The 14,757-nt window shown below is 61.9% G+C and carries 14 protein-coding genes, 1 tRNA gene and 2 riboswitches; of the genes, 6 read left to right on the top strand and 9 right to left on the bottom strand.

Annotated features, from left to right (window positions below):
• Positions 1-8 precede the first annotated feature (8 nt).
• Genes AB433_RS08330 through AB433_RS08315 form a run of 4 tightly spaced genes read right to left on the bottom strand, consistent with a single transcriptional unit; the run spans position 9 to position 3,917 of the window.
• The gene (locus AB433_RS08330; RefSeq protein ID WP_047820662.1) at positions 9-581 is read right to left on the bottom strand and encodes a histidine phosphatase family protein; all 573 of its coding nucleotides are present in this window, start codon (positions 579-581) and stop codon (positions 9-11) included.
• Complete coding sequence (gene cobT / locus AB433_RS08325) at positions 578-1,594, bottom strand: nicotinate-nucleotide--dimethylbenzimidazole phosphoribosyltransferase (protein WP_047820661.1); 1,017 nt, start codon at positions 1,592-1,594, stop codon at positions 578-580. The genes AB433_RS08330 and cobT overlap by 4 nt, the downstream gene beginning before the upstream one ends.
• The gene (locus AB433_RS08320) at positions 1,591-1,998 is read right to left on the bottom strand and encodes a DUF1636 domain-containing protein (protein ID WP_047820660.1); all 408 of its coding nucleotides are present in this window, start codon (positions 1,996-1,998) and stop codon (positions 1,591-1,593) included. Before AB433_RS08320 ends, cobT begins: the two co-directional genes overlap by 4 nt.
• The gene (locus AB433_RS08315) at positions 1,998-3,917 is read right to left on the bottom strand and encodes a TonB-dependent receptor plug domain-containing protein (RefSeq protein ID WP_047820659.1); all 1,920 of its coding nucleotides are present in this window, start codon (positions 3,915-3,917) and stop codon (positions 1,998-2,000) included. Before AB433_RS08315 ends, AB433_RS08320 begins: the two co-directional genes overlap by 1 nt.
• Positions 3,918-4,079: 162 nt before the next feature.
• A riboswitch (cobalamin riboswitch) is annotated at positions 4,080-4,270 on the bottom strand.
• A gap of 61 nt (positions 4,271-4,331) precedes the next feature.
• Positions 4,332-4,541, top strand: a riboswitch (cobalamin riboswitch).
• Between the two features lie 196 nt (positions 4,542-4,737).
• Between AB433_RS08315 and AB433_RS08310 the strand changes: the two genes are divergently transcribed.
• The 6 genes from AB433_RS08310 (at position 4,738) to AB433_RS08285 (ending at position 11,452) form a co-directional block, all read left to right on the top strand.
• On the top strand, positions 4,738-5,340 hold the full coding sequence (locus AB433_RS08310; protein ID WP_047823647.1) for a hypothetical protein: 603 nt from the start codon (positions 4,738-4,740) through the stop codon (positions 5,338-5,340).
• Positions 5,313-5,951, top strand: coding sequence for a cob(I)yrinic acid a,c-diamide adenosyltransferase (cobO, locus tag AB433_RS08305; protein ID WP_156170747.1), 639 nt, complete (start codon positions 5,313-5,315; stop codon positions 5,949-5,951). The genes AB433_RS08310 and cobO overlap by 28 nt, the downstream gene beginning before the upstream one ends.
• The gene (locus tag AB433_RS08300; RefSeq protein WP_047820658.1) at positions 5,948-7,255 is read left to right on the top strand and encodes a cobyrinic acid a,c-diamide synthase CobB; all 1,308 of its coding nucleotides are present in this window, start codon (positions 5,948-5,950) and stop codon (positions 7,253-7,255) included. Before cobO ends, AB433_RS08300 begins: the two co-directional genes overlap by 4 nt.
• A gap of 304 nt (positions 7,256-7,559) precedes the next feature.
• On the top strand, positions 7,560-7,760 hold the full coding sequence (locus AB433_RS08295; RefSeq protein ID WP_047820657.1) for a DUF2891 family protein: 201 nt from the start codon (positions 7,560-7,562) through the stop codon (positions 7,758-7,760).
• Positions 7,761-7,887: 127 nt separating this feature from the next.
• Positions 7,888-8,865 carry a LysR family transcriptional regulator gene (locus tag AB433_RS19450; protein WP_082134842.1) on the top strand — a complete coding sequence of 326 codons (978 nt, stop codon included), beginning with the start codon at positions 7,888-7,890 and terminating at the stop codon, positions 8,863-8,865.
• A 265-nt stretch (positions 8,866-9,130) separates the two neighbouring features.
• Positions 9,131-11,452 carry a TonB-dependent siderophore receptor gene (locus AB433_RS08285; RefSeq protein WP_047820656.1) on the top strand — a complete coding sequence of 774 codons (2,322 nt, stop codon included), beginning with the start codon at positions 9,131-9,133 and terminating at the stop codon, positions 11,450-11,452.
• 95 nt (positions 11,453-11,547) lie between these two features.
• On the opposite strand, the gene AB433_RS08280 is transcribed toward AB433_RS08285, so the two are convergent.
• From AB433_RS08280 to AB433_RS08260, 5 genes are all read right to left on the bottom strand, one after another.
• A protein-coding gene (locus AB433_RS08280) for an IS3 family transposase (protein ID WP_156170746.1) occupies positions 11,548-12,719 on the bottom strand; the annotation gives its coding sequence in 2 pieces (ribosomal slippage) (positions 11,548-12,467 and positions 12,467-12,719; 1,173 coding nt in all).
• 58 nt (positions 12,720-12,777) lie between these two features.
• Positions 12,778-12,921 (bottom strand): hypothetical protein, encoded by a 144-nt coding sequence (locus AB433_RS20475; protein ID WP_156170745.1) that lies wholly within the window; start codon positions 12,919-12,921, stop codon positions 12,778-12,780.
• Between the two features lie 353 nt (positions 12,922-13,274).
• A tRNA-Arg gene (locus tag AB433_RS08270) sits at positions 13,275-13,351 on the bottom strand.
• A 57-nt stretch (positions 13,352-13,408) separates the two neighbouring features.
• Complete coding sequence (locus tag AB433_RS08265; protein ID WP_047820653.1) at positions 13,409-13,918, bottom strand: DUF1178 family protein; 510 nt, start codon at positions 13,916-13,918, stop codon at positions 13,409-13,411.
• A complete protein-coding gene (locus tag AB433_RS08260) occupies positions 13,915-14,754 on the bottom strand; it encodes a carbon-nitrogen hydrolase family protein (protein ID WP_047820652.1) in 840 nt (279 codons plus the stop codon). Before AB433_RS08260 ends, AB433_RS08265 begins: the two co-directional genes overlap by 4 nt.
• Between the last annotated feature and the right edge of the window lie 3 nt (positions 14,755-14,757).

The following is a 14,757-nucleotide window of genomic DNA, read 5'->3' as shown; positions in this document are numbered from 1 at the left end:
CAGTCCCGTCACCTGTCCCGACAGCGGCGCGCCCGCGTCATCTTCGCGCCAGATTCGCGCCAGATACGCAGGGAGACGACGGCACCGTATGGCAGGTCGAACGCCCATACACCGCGATGATCAAGGCCCGTCAGAACCGATATGGCCGCTCGCATGGCACCGCCATGCGTGACCACGAGGGTCGATCCGCCGATCGCGGAAATCGCGGAAGAAACCCTCTCTTTGAGCTCGCCCCATCTCTCTCCGCTGGGCGGCGGGTTGGCATCGGGGTCGGACCAAAAGCTTTGCAACTGGCCCTGTTCAATCGCGGCCGGATCCAGCCCGTCCCACGCACCGAAGTGGAGCTCGCGCCAGCGCGGATCCAATGCGAACGCGATGCCGCGGGCTCGTGCGATGGCAGCTGCTCCGGCTTTGGCCCTTTCGAGATCGGAGGTTGCGACCGCATCGAAGTGCAGCGCCTTCGACCGGGAAACCAAAAATGCCTGGGAGCCGGGCACGGCCGGTTCGTCGCCATGACCAAGCAAAAGCCCCGGTCGCAGCGGCGGACCGTGGCGCATGAGATGAAGTTTAAGCGAAGTCATGGCACACCGGCCACGGCCGCCTCGGCAAAAGTCGCCATCCGGTCATGCGCCGAAAGCGCGGATCTTACGATCTGGGCGGCAACCGCTGCACCGGATCCTTCGCCCAGCCGCATGTCCAGCGCGAGCAGGGGTTGGAGGCGCAAGGCAGCAAGCAAGCGGCCATGCGCACCTTCGCCGGATTGATGTGCGGCAAGGCAATGATCGACGATCCCCGGTACTTCGCGTGCCAACGGGGCAATGGCCGAACATGCAATGAACCCGTCAAGCATGACCGGAATCCGCTTCTGTCGCGCGGCCAGCATAGCACCGGCCATGGCCACGATCTCGCGTCCTCCCAACCGCCGCAGAGCTTCGAAAGCGCTGGTGCAATGCTGCTCGTGCAGGACCAGCGCTCTGGCCACCAGATGCCGTTTGCGAGCAAACGTAGCGTCGTCGACGCCCGTGCCCCTCCCGACCCAGGATGCCGCGCCGCCGCCGAAACTGGCCGCGCAAAGCGCCGCGGCGGGAGTCGTGTTGCCGATGCCCATTTCGCCGGGCAAAAGCAGATCGCATTCACCGGAAACGGCTGCCGCGCCGCTGTTCAGCGCATCCAGGCATTCCCCTTCGGACATCGCCGGACCATACGAGATGTCAGCCGTGGGGCGGTTAAGATCGAGCGCGATGACGTCTAGGCTCGCGCCGCAGGCGTGGGTCAGCGCATTGATTGCAGCCCCTCCGTCTCTGAAGTTGGCTACCATTTGCTCGGTGACTTCTGGCGGAAAGGCGCTGATCCCCTGCACGGCGCAGCCATGGTTGCCCGCGAATATCACCGCTGCGATCCGGTCGGCCCTGGGGCGCGGATTGCCCTGCCACTGCGCCATGAAAACGGCGATCTCTTCCAGCCGACCCAGCGAACCGGCGGGCTTAGTCAGTTGCGCCTGCCGCGCTTCTGCAGCGGCACTGGCGGACAGGTCCGGCGCGGGCAGGCTGTGAAGGGCATCGGTAAAGGCGTCGGCAGTGGCGAAGAAGGTCATGTCACGATTCCCCCTTCGGGAGGAACGCGCACGATGAAGTGTCCCTTCACGCCCTCGGGCCAGTCGGCATAGCGCACCTGCCCTTCGGCGCTGGCGTCGTGGTTCAGGGCATAGTCCAGAATTGCCCGCGCGCTTTCGCCGTCTGGTGCGAAATCGCCAAGCACGTAACCGATCTTGCCGGGCGCGCGAACATGTATGGTGCAATGGCGCGAACAGGCGAAGAGGCAGGCCATTTCCTCGATCGCGATGCGGGCGTAGCGGCTTTCCGCTATTTGCAATTCTCGCAATTGCGCGGCCAGCAATGCACCGCCGCGCTGCCCGCCGTCGTCGTCCCGCCGGTCGGCAGACAGGCGGCACGTGCTGCAAACCACGACCGATGGCCCGTTGCTGGTACGCGCAAGCATCAGAAACGGGCCCTTGCGCCGAGATAGGCGCTGCGGCCCAGCGCGGCGTACCCGCTTGCCGTCGCGTAATCGGTATCGAAAAGGTTCTCGACCCGCCCATAGAGCGAAAGGCTCTCTGCCAATGTCACTTCGGCGCGTAGATCCGTCAGCCAGTAATCGCCGAGCATGATCCCGCCCGACCGGTCGAGGCTCTTGCCCGCGTAACGAAGGGCAAGGGACAACGAATGCCCTGCAGACGCTGCGTAGCCGAGCGCTGCGTTGGCAAGATAGCGCGGAACGCGGGGCAGTTGTTCGCCCTCGCTCGCTCCCACGCTCCGGTCTTCCGCGTCGATCCAGCTGACATTGCCGTTTGCGAAGACCGGGCCGAACTGCGCGGAACCGGCTACTTCCACGCCACGGGCACGGCTGCGGTCGATGTTGGCGTAGTATCCGAACCGTTCCACCTCGGTCCCGGGAATGAAGCACTGCACGGGCGGGGTGCCGGTGGTGGGGCAATAGGCAAAATCGATGAGGTTTTCGCTTTTCCGCTCAAAATAGGTGACGGAAACGAAGGCGCGGTCATTGGCCAGACGCTGCTCGATCCCGGCTTCCCACCCCTTTGCGCGTTCAGGTTGCAGATCCTCCGATCCGTATTGCGTGAACAACTGGTAGAGCGAAGGCGCCTTGAACCCTTCCGAATAATTGCTGCGCACGACGGTGCCACCATCTCCGGGCGCGAAGCTGGCGCCAAGGCTGACAACCGTATTGCCGCCAAACAGCGAATGGTCGTCGTGACGAACGCCGCCTTCGGCCGTGAACCCTTGCGCCGGTGTCACGCGCGCCTGTGCATAGATGCTGTCGATATCGGCTTGTGCACGCGTTGCGCTGACCGGATCGGTAGTATTGCGGGGCGATGCGGTTCGCATCCGCTGTTCCTCCCGCTCCGCTCCGAATGCCACGTCGATGGCATCGGAAATGTCCAGTCCGCCCTGATACTCGTAACGCCGCGTTCGGCCCTGCGCATCGAAGGTTTGTGCGCGGACCGTGCGATCGGGATCGAAATTGTCGCGATCCGTCCGGTTTTCGATGAAGGCGAAGCGGTTGTTGAAGCGCCCGTCCAGAAAGGCCGCTTTCAGCCCGGAATAGGCAGACCATACTTCGGTCAGTCCGTAGGCTCGGCTGTCGCCTGAGAATCCGTCGAAATCATTGCGCCCGCTCGCATAGTATCCGCGCAGGTCGAGCGAAAGGTTCGGCGTGAGCCTTGCCGTCAACGTGCCGCTGCCCGATTGGCGACGGTATCCGTCGCGCTCTGTTCCCGTGTCGCGGGCGGAAATGCCGTCGGTGGTGAACGTGCTGCCCGCGATGCGCCAGTCGATAGCCTTGCTGCGGCCGCCTGCTCCGGCACGGGCGCTCAGCGTATTGCGTGATCCGCCTTCGATCGCAACGCGCCCTTCCAGCGGCGCGTCGGGACGGGCGCTGACGACGTTAACGACGCCCCCGATGGCATTGCTTCCCCACAGTACCGACTGCGGACCGCGCAGGATTTCTATCCGTTCGATGTCGTCGGCAAAAAGGCCGCCGAAATCGGCGCCGCCGTCCGTGGTGGAGGCATCGGAAAGGCGCATGCCGTCGATGACCAGAACGCTGTGCCCCGCATCGGCACCGCGCACGCGCAGTGACGTGGCCGCACCATAGCCGCCGTTGCGGGACATGCTGATGCCGGGGGTGCGGACCAGAATGTCGGTAATGGAAATTGGCTGTTCAGCCTCGATCTCATCAAGGTCGAGCACGGTTACAGACGATGCGACACGGTCGATTTCCACCGGCATGCGAAGCGCGGCTACGACGATTTCGTCCGAAGCCGTGTCTGCCTGAGCGGCAGGTGTAATCGAAAGTCCGGCGGCGATGGCCGGGATGGTCAGGAAACGGTATTCGGGCATGAACAATCCCCACAAGTGACAAGACGCCACGCGCGGATCGCACCGGGGGAACAGCCTTTACGCAGCACGCACAGGCCATCCCGCCCGGCACGCGCCGCGCGAGGCAATGGCTGTCGTTTCGCGAGGGAACTTCCCCGTTCGGCCGGCACACCCTGTCCGGACGAAGAACGACGGCGTCAGGCAGGTCTCCTGGCTTGCGGGTCGATGCCGGTTCGGCCGCCTTCTCGGGGCTTTTGAAACCCCAATGGCATGAAGGCCGATGGCTCTCCGCTCACAGTTGCAGGGGCAGCCGCGGTCTTGAACCGCGTTCCCTTTGAATCCCCTTGCGGGGAACCTGTCGCTTGGCGCGGCGGGTAGGCGAGCGAATGCGATATGACAAGCCACTTATGCTTGCATGGCGCGCGCGCCGCGCCTATCGACAGGCGCGTAACGGGTGCCCGCAAGGGCTTAATCGGGAAGTCCGGCAGGGTGGTTCAGGTCATCCGCATCCGGCACTGCTCCCGCAACTGTGACTGGTGAGCGTTTCGCCATTATGCCATTGGAAAGAAGCATTTCTTTCCGAGAAGGCGGTGATTTCGCGTTGAACCGGTAAGTCAGGAAACCGGCCCGTTGCCGTCGTTCTTCGCCCGGGCGGGATGTACCGGACGAACTAGGGGCCGATCCCTTGCTGGACGACACGTGTGTGTGCGTTGAAAGGGAGGGCCGCGTCATTCGGCACTCGCAAAGAATGTTGCGCGCCACGATTTGTCGTCGTGGCCTTTCCGTCCCGTCGCTTTGCGCGGCGGGCAACGCATCGTTGTATCCGAAATGGAGATCGATGATGACTGCCTTGCTTACCCAATCCGCGCCGCGCCCTGCCATCCGGCGGTTCGATGCGATACTGTTCGCCGTCCTCGCCACCGTGATGCTGGCGACGCGGCCCCATTCGCTCAGCGAATATATCCACCTTCCAGAGACCAGTCTCGCAAGCTTTCTTGTGGCTGGTTTCTACATTCGCTCGCACCTTGCTTTCCCCGCGCTCTTCGCACTGGGTTTCGCGATCGACGTCGTGACGATCAACCTGATGGGCGGTTCGGACTTCTGCTTTACCGCTGCCTACTGGATGCTGCTGCCCGCTTATGGCGTAATGTGGATGGCCGGCCGGTTCGGCGCCGCTCGCATCGGCATTACCCCGGCTCGCTTGCCTGCGCTGATTGCAATCCTGTGCGGTGCGGCGCTGATATCCAACGCGTTTTCCAGCGGCGGTTTCTATGCGTTGAGCGGCCACTTCCCCGATGCAACCATCGCAGGCTGGCTGCCGCGGCTAGAGCGGTATTTCCCCGGCACGCTTATTGCCACGCTGAGCTGGGCGGGCATCGCGGCGGTCGCGCACATCATGGCCGAGAGGCTGGCTGGATGGACCGTTCCGGACAGCAGCCGGTGACCGGCGCCGACAAGAACGCGATCAACCTCCGTCACAAGACCCGCACCGCAAAACACAAGCAGGTCGTGGACAAGCGAATCGCCGCAGCCAAGGTCGACAAGGGCTTGCTCCTCGTCATCACCGGGAACGGAAAGGGCAAGTCATCCTCTGCGTTCGGCATGGTGGCCCGCACTTTAGGCTATGGCCTCAAGGCCGCGGTGTTCCAGTTCATCAAGGGCAAGGAGGAAGTGGGCGAGCGCGCATACTTCGTCCGTGATCCGAACATGCGCTGGGAACGCTGCGGTGAAGGATTCACCTGGGAAACGCAGGATCGGGACCGCGACATCAGCGCCGCACGAGCCGGTTGGGAAAAGGCGAAAGAGGCTCTGGCCGATCCGACAGTCCATCTCGTCGTGCTCGACGAACAGACCTACCTGGTGAATTACCGCTACCTATCCTTGGAAGAGATCATGCCCGCGATAGAGGCGCGCCCGGCGATGCAGCATGTCGTCATCACCGGGCGCGCCGCGCATGACGTGTTCGTCGAAGCCGCCGATACGGTCAGCGCAATCCGCGATGTGAAGCACGCCTTCCGGGCAGGAGTAAAAGCCCAGCAGGGCATCGATCTGTGAGCGGGGCGGTGCAATGTCCTGCACTGCTGGTCGCGGCAACAGCATCAGGTCAGGGCAAGACGACGGTCACCGCTGCGTTGGCCCGTCGTTATCGCAATGCCGGGCTGCGGGTGCGCGTCTTCAAATGCGGGCCTGATTTTCTGGACCCCAAGATTCTTGAGCAGGCTAGCGGACACGCTGTCTACCAGCTCGACCTCTTTATGGTTGGCGAGGATGAGTGCCGACGCCTCCTATTCGAAGCGGCGAACGAGGCCGATATCCTTCTGGTCGAAGGGGTCATGGGCCTATTCGACGGTGATCCATCGAGTGCGGATATCGCCGCGCGCTTCGGCTTGCCAGTTCTGGCCGTCATCGACGCTTCGGCCATGGCTCAGACTTTCGGTGCAATCGTACACGGGTTGAGCGAATACCGCGACGACGTCCACGTCCATGCCGTGATTGCCAACAAGGTGGCAGGCAGCAGACATGCCGATATGCTCCGAGAGAGCATGTCGAAGACTGTGCAGTGGTTGGGCGCGATAGAACGCGACGCCGTCCCTGTCGTGCCATCCCGGCATCTGGGACTTCTGATGCCACGTGAGATCGAAGATATCGACCAACGCCTAGACGATTGCGCCGAAGCGTTACCGGCGAGCGTAGATACTCTTCCACCGCCTGCGACATTCGAGGGCGGTCTATCCCACAGTTGGTTCGGCAACGAGTTAAAGGGGGTGCGCATCGCTATCGCCCGCGACGCATGTTTTGCCTTTATCTACCCCGACAACGTGAACCTACTGGTTGAGTTGGGGGCGGATTTATACTTCTTTTCTCCGCTGGCGGACGACAGGGTGCCAGAGTGCGATGCAATCTGGCTGCCCGGCGGGTATCCGGAATTGCATGGCGAAACCTTGTCGGCAAATCACGGATGGCAACGTGATCTTCAGCGACACCATGCGCAGGGAAAGCCGATCTTGGCTGAATGCGGCGGCATGATAGTCTGCACTGAGGAACTGGTGACCGTGGAGGGGACCAAGCATCCGATGATTGGCATCATGCCGGGCCGTGCAATTATGCAGAGGCGGCTGAGCGGTCTAGGCCTTCAGGAACTCACGCTACCCCATGCCAAGCTTCGCGGGCACAGCTTTCACTATTCGCGGCTAAAGACAAATCTTGATCCCTTCACTCATTCGCGCAATCCGAACGGTGGTCGTGACGAGGCAGTGTACCGCCATGGGTCGCTTTTAAGCAGCTATATTCATCTTTATTTCCGATCCGATCCGGCGGTGATGGCTGAGATGTTCTCCGGGCGCTTTTGCGCCCCATGATCTCGCACGTTCCTTGGTCGAAATCCATGCCCGAAAGCTGCCGTTCGTTCACGATTGAGCTGGTGGCAATTTTGCGCCTCCACTCCGGTTGTTCTGCCTCGCGGCCCATTTTCTGAAAGGCGGACATCAGGTTCGCTGAGCCTTGAGCACCGGCGCAGATAGCTTGTCCGGGCTGATCCGGGGCAGCTAGCAACCTGCCTTCGCCTACTCGCCCAATTTTCCCCAAAGAGGTGCGTTGTCGGCATAGCCAGCGGAGCCGAGCGGTGAGGATTCCCTCTCGGCGACACTGTGAGAGGCGGTCCTCATGCGCGATGTCCTGGCCGAAGAAGAATTTTCAAACTGGTTTGCACGGTTCCTTCCGGATCCCTTTGCCCGCCATCTCGCGTGTTTGCACACGCCGGCGGATTTGAGCGATCGAACCGATGGGCGGCTGGCGCATCTGGATGGTCTCAACCTGTCGCGAGCATTGGCTGGCGACATTCGCCCGCCTGGCATTGGAGCTTGACGATGAGGCCCCTTTACCCAGCGATAGTCGTGGCAACTTGAATTCGCCAAGATCGCGAGCCAGAATGCGCTTGCCGGCTTGGCACTTCTGAAAGGGACGGGATGCGACCGCTTGATCGGGCTACGAAATGAGCGGACCGCCATCAGTAAGTGACGGCGAGTCCGTGCGGCGGCTTAATATCAATCTTCTATATCCGCTCGATGCAATCCTCCATGCCCCGACTTTAACAGAAGCCGGCCGCCGCGTACGGCTTAGCCAGTCGGCGATGAGCCATGCGCTCCGCCGCCTGCGAGAACATTTCAGCGACGACCTTGTCATCCATGCGGGCGGCGAACAGCAACTCACCCCGCTTGGCCTCGCGCTCAAAGGTGAGGTACGACGAGTGCTACGAGACGTAGATGGGGTATTCAATTACGCGCTGTCCTTCGATCCGCTAACAAGTTTGGGCACTGTCACCGTTGCCGCTTCGGATGTCGTGGAGCAGATGTTGTTAGGGCCGGTCGTCCGACGGCTGCTGGCCGCTGCCCCCGGTCTTTCGGTCGACGTCATTCCACTCGATTTGTCGGCACCCCATCAAGCGCTCAATCGAGGGGCCGACCTGCTTCTGCTACCACAAGACGTTGCATTGGCGGAACTCGAAACCTTGCCCATCCTGACGGAACATGTGTCCTGCATGATTTGGACCGGCCATTCCTCGCTGGCCGGACAGTACGAGATTGATGACGCAGAATACCGTGCCGCACGCCATGTTGTGGCTCGTGACGAAAGGACGCCGGTTCTCACCGTCAACCCGCACACAGTCGAATTGCTGAACGCGCGCCGTATCGCCATGCGCACCAGTTCGCAGGCCGCATTGCCCGCCATCGTCATCGGCAGCGATCTCGTCGCTACTGGCAGCGTCTGGCTTTTTCAGCACTTTGCCGAAACAATGCCGGTGAAAGTGCTTTCGGCTCCTTTCGAAAGGGAGGTAACATTGATCGTCGCGCAGTGGGCCGCGCACCGGCGGCGCGATCCGATGGTGGCGTGGTTTGTCGAACAGATTGAAAGCTATGTTGCGCTCTTCACCAACACCGCCAGGAAACAAGGTGATCGATCGCGTTCATGACGTCCATGAGCACTTCGAATTTGCCTGCACCTCGAACGCTGCATAGCCTTTCCACGACGGCACGATCCCGCTGGTAAGCCAAAGTCGGGCCACAGCTATAATAACGCCGTCGTTCAGGGGGGCGCGGCTGCGGTCGCACCCGAATTGAGAAGCGACTGCCTTTTCTGCCGCAAGGCAGCATCGTCCAGTAACCGGTGTTCCGCTTTGGCGGGCGGGTGCTTGCACTCGCACGGGGCTGTCGTTTGGCTATCAAGGAGGTCTATCCATGTTGCATATGACTGCCAGAATCCACTCTCTGCTCGGGGCCGCAAGCCTTGGCATCATGGCTGCGGCCGCCACCGCGCCGACGTCCGCCATGGCGCAACAGGCCGCGTCAATCGACTTGCCCGCCATGCCCCTGGCCGATGCGCTGCGCACGATTGGCGAACGGACCAACACCCCGGTGGATTTCGATCCCGACGCGGTTCGCGGCGTGACCTCGCAGCCCGTCAGCGGCGCCATAGGCGCAAATGCCGCGGTACGCGCCGCCATCCGAGCCACGAATCTTGCTGTGCTCCCCGATGACAATGGTGGATTGACCGTCGTCAACGGCATTGTAGTCAGGGCACGCCGTGACGAGGCCGAAACGAGCATCCTCGTGCGCCAGACCTCCACCTCGGACCGCAACGGCCTCAGCCTGCGCGATCAGCCGCGCAACACGCAGGTCATCTCCGCCAAGACGATCGAGGAGCAGCAGGCGCTCAACATTACCGACATCCTGCGCAACGCGGGCGGCGTGTCGGCGCAGTTGAACAACCCGAACAGCGGCGCGTCGTACACCGTGCGCGGCTTTGCCGCCTCTGGCCTCGTCAACGGCCTGTCGACCGGGTCGCAGTATGGCGTAAACGCGGGCGCGGACCAACCGATTGCCAATATCGAGCGGGTTGAAGTCCTGAAAGGTCCCGATGCCCTTCTGGCCGGGTTCGACAACCTGGGCGGCAACGTCAACGTGGTGACCAAGAAGCCGAGCGCCGACCCGCGGCTCGCGGTCAGCCTCGACGTCGGCTCCTTCGGGCTGGTGCGCGGCGTGATCGATGGCAACACCGCAATCACCGACAATGGCAAGCTTTCGGCCCGCGTCATTGCCAGCAAGCAGACGATGGATCACAATTATGGCGGCTACACTGGTAACGATGACGCCTTGTTTGCCCCGACGCTGCGTTTCAAGGACCGGCTGACCGATATAATCTTGGGCGCAAGCCTTTCCGAATCAGAGACGGGGATCGGGGCATATACCCTGTTCGACCGCACCACGGGCGAAATCGTCGAGCGCGATCCTTCGATCCCGATCTATTCGCCCGACGCCGATCTGGAGGCGAAAACCGCACGCTTTTATTTCGACCTGACGCGCCAGATCGTCCCCGGCATCGAGATCGTCGCGCGCGGATTGCACGACGACGTCACGCTTTTGGCGCAAGCGCCGTCGCTGGGGTACGGTCGCAACGGGCTGACCTTGGCGTACAGCGGCTCTCAGCAAAAAGGCAAAACGGATTCCTTCGATGGGTTCGTCCGGGTCACGGCGGATATCGGAGATTTCCTGAACGCAAAGTTCAACGTCGGATACAATTACAGCTCCGGCACGACCGTACAGCGCAGCGGCAGCGACTATATTCAAATCGTCAATCCGCCGCTTGGCGAGAATACCACTGTTCCGGTGATTCCCTTCCCACCACTGGGTGATCCTCTCTTCGAGAGCAAGGGCAAGCAGGAAGCGGTCTACGGCCAGGCACTGCTCGATTTCGGGATGGTCAAGCTGATCGGCGGCCTGCGCAAGAACTGGTTCGAAACGTCGATCACGTTCCTGATCCCCGGCATCCCGCCGGGCGTTCCGCAAAAAGAGAACGGCATTACGCCCAATGCGGGTATTATCTTCGACGCGACTGATTGGTTGTCGCTTTACGCCAACTATTCGCGCGGCGAACAGGCGGTATTCACGCAAAGCCTGAATGGCGACATCCTGCCGAATATCGAGACGACCAACAAGGAAGCGGGCGTCAAGCTTGACCTGTTTGGCGAAAGGGCGACGATCAACGCGTCCTACTTCGATATCCAGCAGGACAACACGATAGACTTTAGAGGACCCGCGATCGGCTTCGTATCCGCCCCTGGTCAGCGCGGGCGCGGTTTCGACGTCAATGTCGCCGGACAGATCCTGCCGGGCTGGACCGTTCTGGGCTCTTATACGCACACTAATTTCAAGTTGCTGACGGTAACGTCCTTCCAGACGGACGTGGCGCGCCAGCCGCAGGATACCTACAGCCTCTACACGACCTACCGCACCCGCCTGTCGGACGATATCAGTGGCGGGTTCGCAGCGGGGCTTTACGGTCGGTCAAGTTCCTATGCCGATCGGCTGGGACAGTATGTCGTGCCGGCGGCGCGGCAGGTCGACCTGAACGCTTTCGTCACCGTTGCCGGGTTCGACGTGAACCTGGGCGTGCGCAATGTGTTCGATCGGCGCAACTACAACACCACTTCCACCGATACCTACGTTCCTGTGGACGAGCCGCGCAACGTTCGGCTTTCCGTTACCAAGCGCCTCTTCTGATCGGGTATACCTGACGGATGATGCCGCAACCTGCCAATGTCGAGGAGACCCGCCGCGAGGCGGTGACGTGACCCCCAGCTTTCCCCCAGCTGGGATTAGAGCCGGGCGGTTGTTTTGCGCATAAGCGCGGTTGAAGCAATGGCCTGCGTAGCGGAGCCCGTAGGGCGTAGCGAAGCAGGCCATTGCTTATTCAGTTCGGCGGCGAACGCCGCCGGTGTTGCGTAGCCAAGCGATGAGTGCGGTCGCTCCCGGTTGTAATCATCCACCCAGGCAGCGATCTCGACACGGGCATGGGCCATGCTCAAGAACAGCGTCTCGTTGAGCAGTTCGTCCCGCATGCGACCGTTGAAGCTCTCGACATAGCCGTTCTGCATCGGCCTTCCGGGCGCGATATAATGCCACTCGACGCCGATCTCGCCGCACCATGCCAGCACGGCGTTGCTGGTGAGCTCGGTTCCGTTGTCGCTGACGATCATGCCGGGCTTGCCACGCTGGGCGATCAGCTCGGTCAGCTCGCGAACGACACGGCGACCAGAGATCGACGTGTCCGGCACCGCTGCCAGGCACTCCCGGGTCACGTCATCGACCACGTTGAGCACACGGAACCTCCTGCCCGACGCCATCTGGTCGTGCACGAAGTCGAGGCTCCAGCGCTGGTTCGGCAGGGCCAGAACCGGAGCAGGAGATCTGGTCCCGACAGCACGCCTGCGGCTGCGTCGCCGCCTCACCGCCAGACCCTCCTCCTTGTAGAGCCGCTGGGTCTTCTTCCGGTTGATCATGATCCCCTCACGGCGCAGCAGGATATGCAGACGGCGATAGCCGAACCGGCGGCGCTGGTTGGCCAGCTCGCGCAGCTTCTCACGCAGACCCGCATCATCGTCCCGGGTGGAACGGTAACGCACGCTCTTGCGATCGGCATCGATGACACGGCACGCCCGCCGTTCGCTCATCCCGTGGCAGGCCCGGAGATGAGCCACAGCTTCCCGCATGGCGGCGGGCGTCAGAACTTTTTTGCCAGCAGATCCTTCAACGCCACGTTGTCCAGCATCGTGTCGGCCAGCAGCCGCTTGAGCTTCGCGTTCTCGCTCTCAAGCTCCCTCAGCCGCCGGGCCTCGGACACCTCCAGCCCGCCATACTTCGACTTCCAGTTGTAGATCGTCGCTTCCGACACCCCGTGCTGCCGGGCCAGGTCAGCGGTCTTCGCGCCAGCCTCGGCCTCCTTCAGCACGCCGATGATCTGCTCTTCTGTAAACCTCGTTCGCTTCATCTCGTCCGTCCTTCTGTCAGGGCCGGACTCTAATCGAGACTGGAGGAAAATCAGGGGGTCACGTCACCGATAGCATCGTTTCGGCCAGCATCATGAAGCGAGGCGTAATGCCCGCTCCTGAAAGCGTCAGGCTCTGCGATCCCGTGGCGGTCTGACTGTCTATCACCCCAGCCTTAGCAGAAGCGTGGCCCCCGAAATTCATGGCGATGTATCCGACGTACCCCCCGCACTGTCCGTATCCGATACCGTGAAACTGGTGTCGTTGGCAGCAGAAACCGTCACTCGGTAATAGGCTGGAGATGCCGAACTGGCTGGCTATACAATAGCCCCGGTGGAGGAAAGAACGCCCACTTTCTCGACCGGATTGACGTTGTTAAACGCCCTGTGCCCGCTTCCGCATTGGCTTATCGTCGACCCGTCATAAGATGCATACACCCGTGAAGCGGAGCAAGCCAAGATGGCTGAACTGGCTAGCCAGTATTTGGCTAACGCTGCGAATCCTGTTTTGGCTAACAAAGCAAAAGGCACTGATAATGCGCCATAAATTAGGCATTGTGGTGCGCCCGACAGGATTCGAACCTGTGGCCCCCAGATTAGGAATCTGGTGCTCTATCCTGCTGAGCTACGGGCGCCCCGCAAGCGCGTTTAGTCTGCGCGTGTCAGCCTGACAACCAGTTGTATTGCAGGCTTCAGTTTACCGCGTCGGGCGGGGTCAGCGGGAATAGCAGCGGAGCGATCTCGACGCCCTCGTCGATCAGGTCCTCCACCTCTTCGCGCGTAGCTTGGCCGTGGATCGCTTCCGCATCGCGCTCTCCATAATGGATCGCACGCGCCTCCTCGGCAAATTCACCGCCCACCCAGCGGGATTTTTCCAGCGCCGCCTTCTGCACTTCGGCCAGTTTGGCAAAAACCTCGCGCACTTCGGGCGTGATATTGGCGACCGGTGCGGGCGGCGATCCCGTCATGGGCACGGATTGCGAATCCGGTGCCGGATCGGGCCGTCTGATCGGGGCCTCTACAACCTGATTGCCTTTACGCCCGACTGCAGGGGCCATCACAGCCTTGCCGACATTGGGCGAGCCGCATTCTGGGCAGCAGAGCAGGCCCATTTCGTCCTGACGCGCGAAATCGTCCGAAGAGCGAAACCACGCCTCGAATCGATGGCCGCCATCGCGGCAAGAAAGATCGAATACGATCATGATGCCTGCGACTTAGGGATTTCGCGGCGGTTGGCAAGACTGGGAAGCTGGCGACGCACTTCGGCGATCCGGGACGGGTCGATCCGGGCAAAGCCGACGGCCGGCCCATTGCCGCCCATGTCCAGCACAACCGTACCCCAAGGATCGACGACCATCGAATGCCCATAGGTCTCGCGCCCGTCTTCGTGCCGCCCGACCTGCGCGGCGGCGATAACATAGGCGCTGGCCTCAACCGCGCGGGCGCGGAGCATCAGTTCCCAATGTGCCTTGCCGGTAGGCACGGTAAACGCAGCAGGCAGAGCGATTGCATCGCACCGCGCATCGCCCAGCGCGGCAAACAGCGCGGGAAAGCGAATGTCATAACAGACCGCGAGGCCCAATCGGCCGATCGGCGTCTGCGCCGTGACCACCGCCTTACCGGGTTCGTAGGCGTTCGATTCGCGCCAGCTTTCGCCGGTATCCAGATCCACATCGAACATGTGGATCTTGTCATACCGCGCGGCGATTTTGCCTTCGGGCGTCACGAGAAACGAACGATTGGCGAAACGCTCCCCTTCGCCGCGCACGGCTAGCGATCCGATGGCGACCCAAATCCCCGCCGCTTTTGCAGCATCGCTTACAGCCGCAAGAACAGGATCGGCGTTCTCGTCTACGATATGCTGGCTGCCCCGCTTACGGTCACGATCCAGCAATCCCGACATCTCTGGCGTGAACAGCATCTGCGCCCCACCCGCCTTTGCCTCTTGGATCGCAGCGACAAGCGCCTGCGCATTGGCGGCAGGGTCGATCCCGGTATTCGCCTGATACAGCGCAATCGTGACAGGTGCGTCGGCCATCGC

The sequence above is a fragment of the Croceicoccus naphthovorans genome, assembly GCF_001028705.1.
GTDB classification, from domain to species: Bacteria; Pseudomonadota; Alphaproteobacteria; order Sphingomonadales; family Sphingomonadaceae; genus Croceicoccus; species Croceicoccus naphthovorans.
Note: the sequence above shows the minus strand (reverse complement) of the source record. Positions and strands in the feature narration are given on the sequence as shown.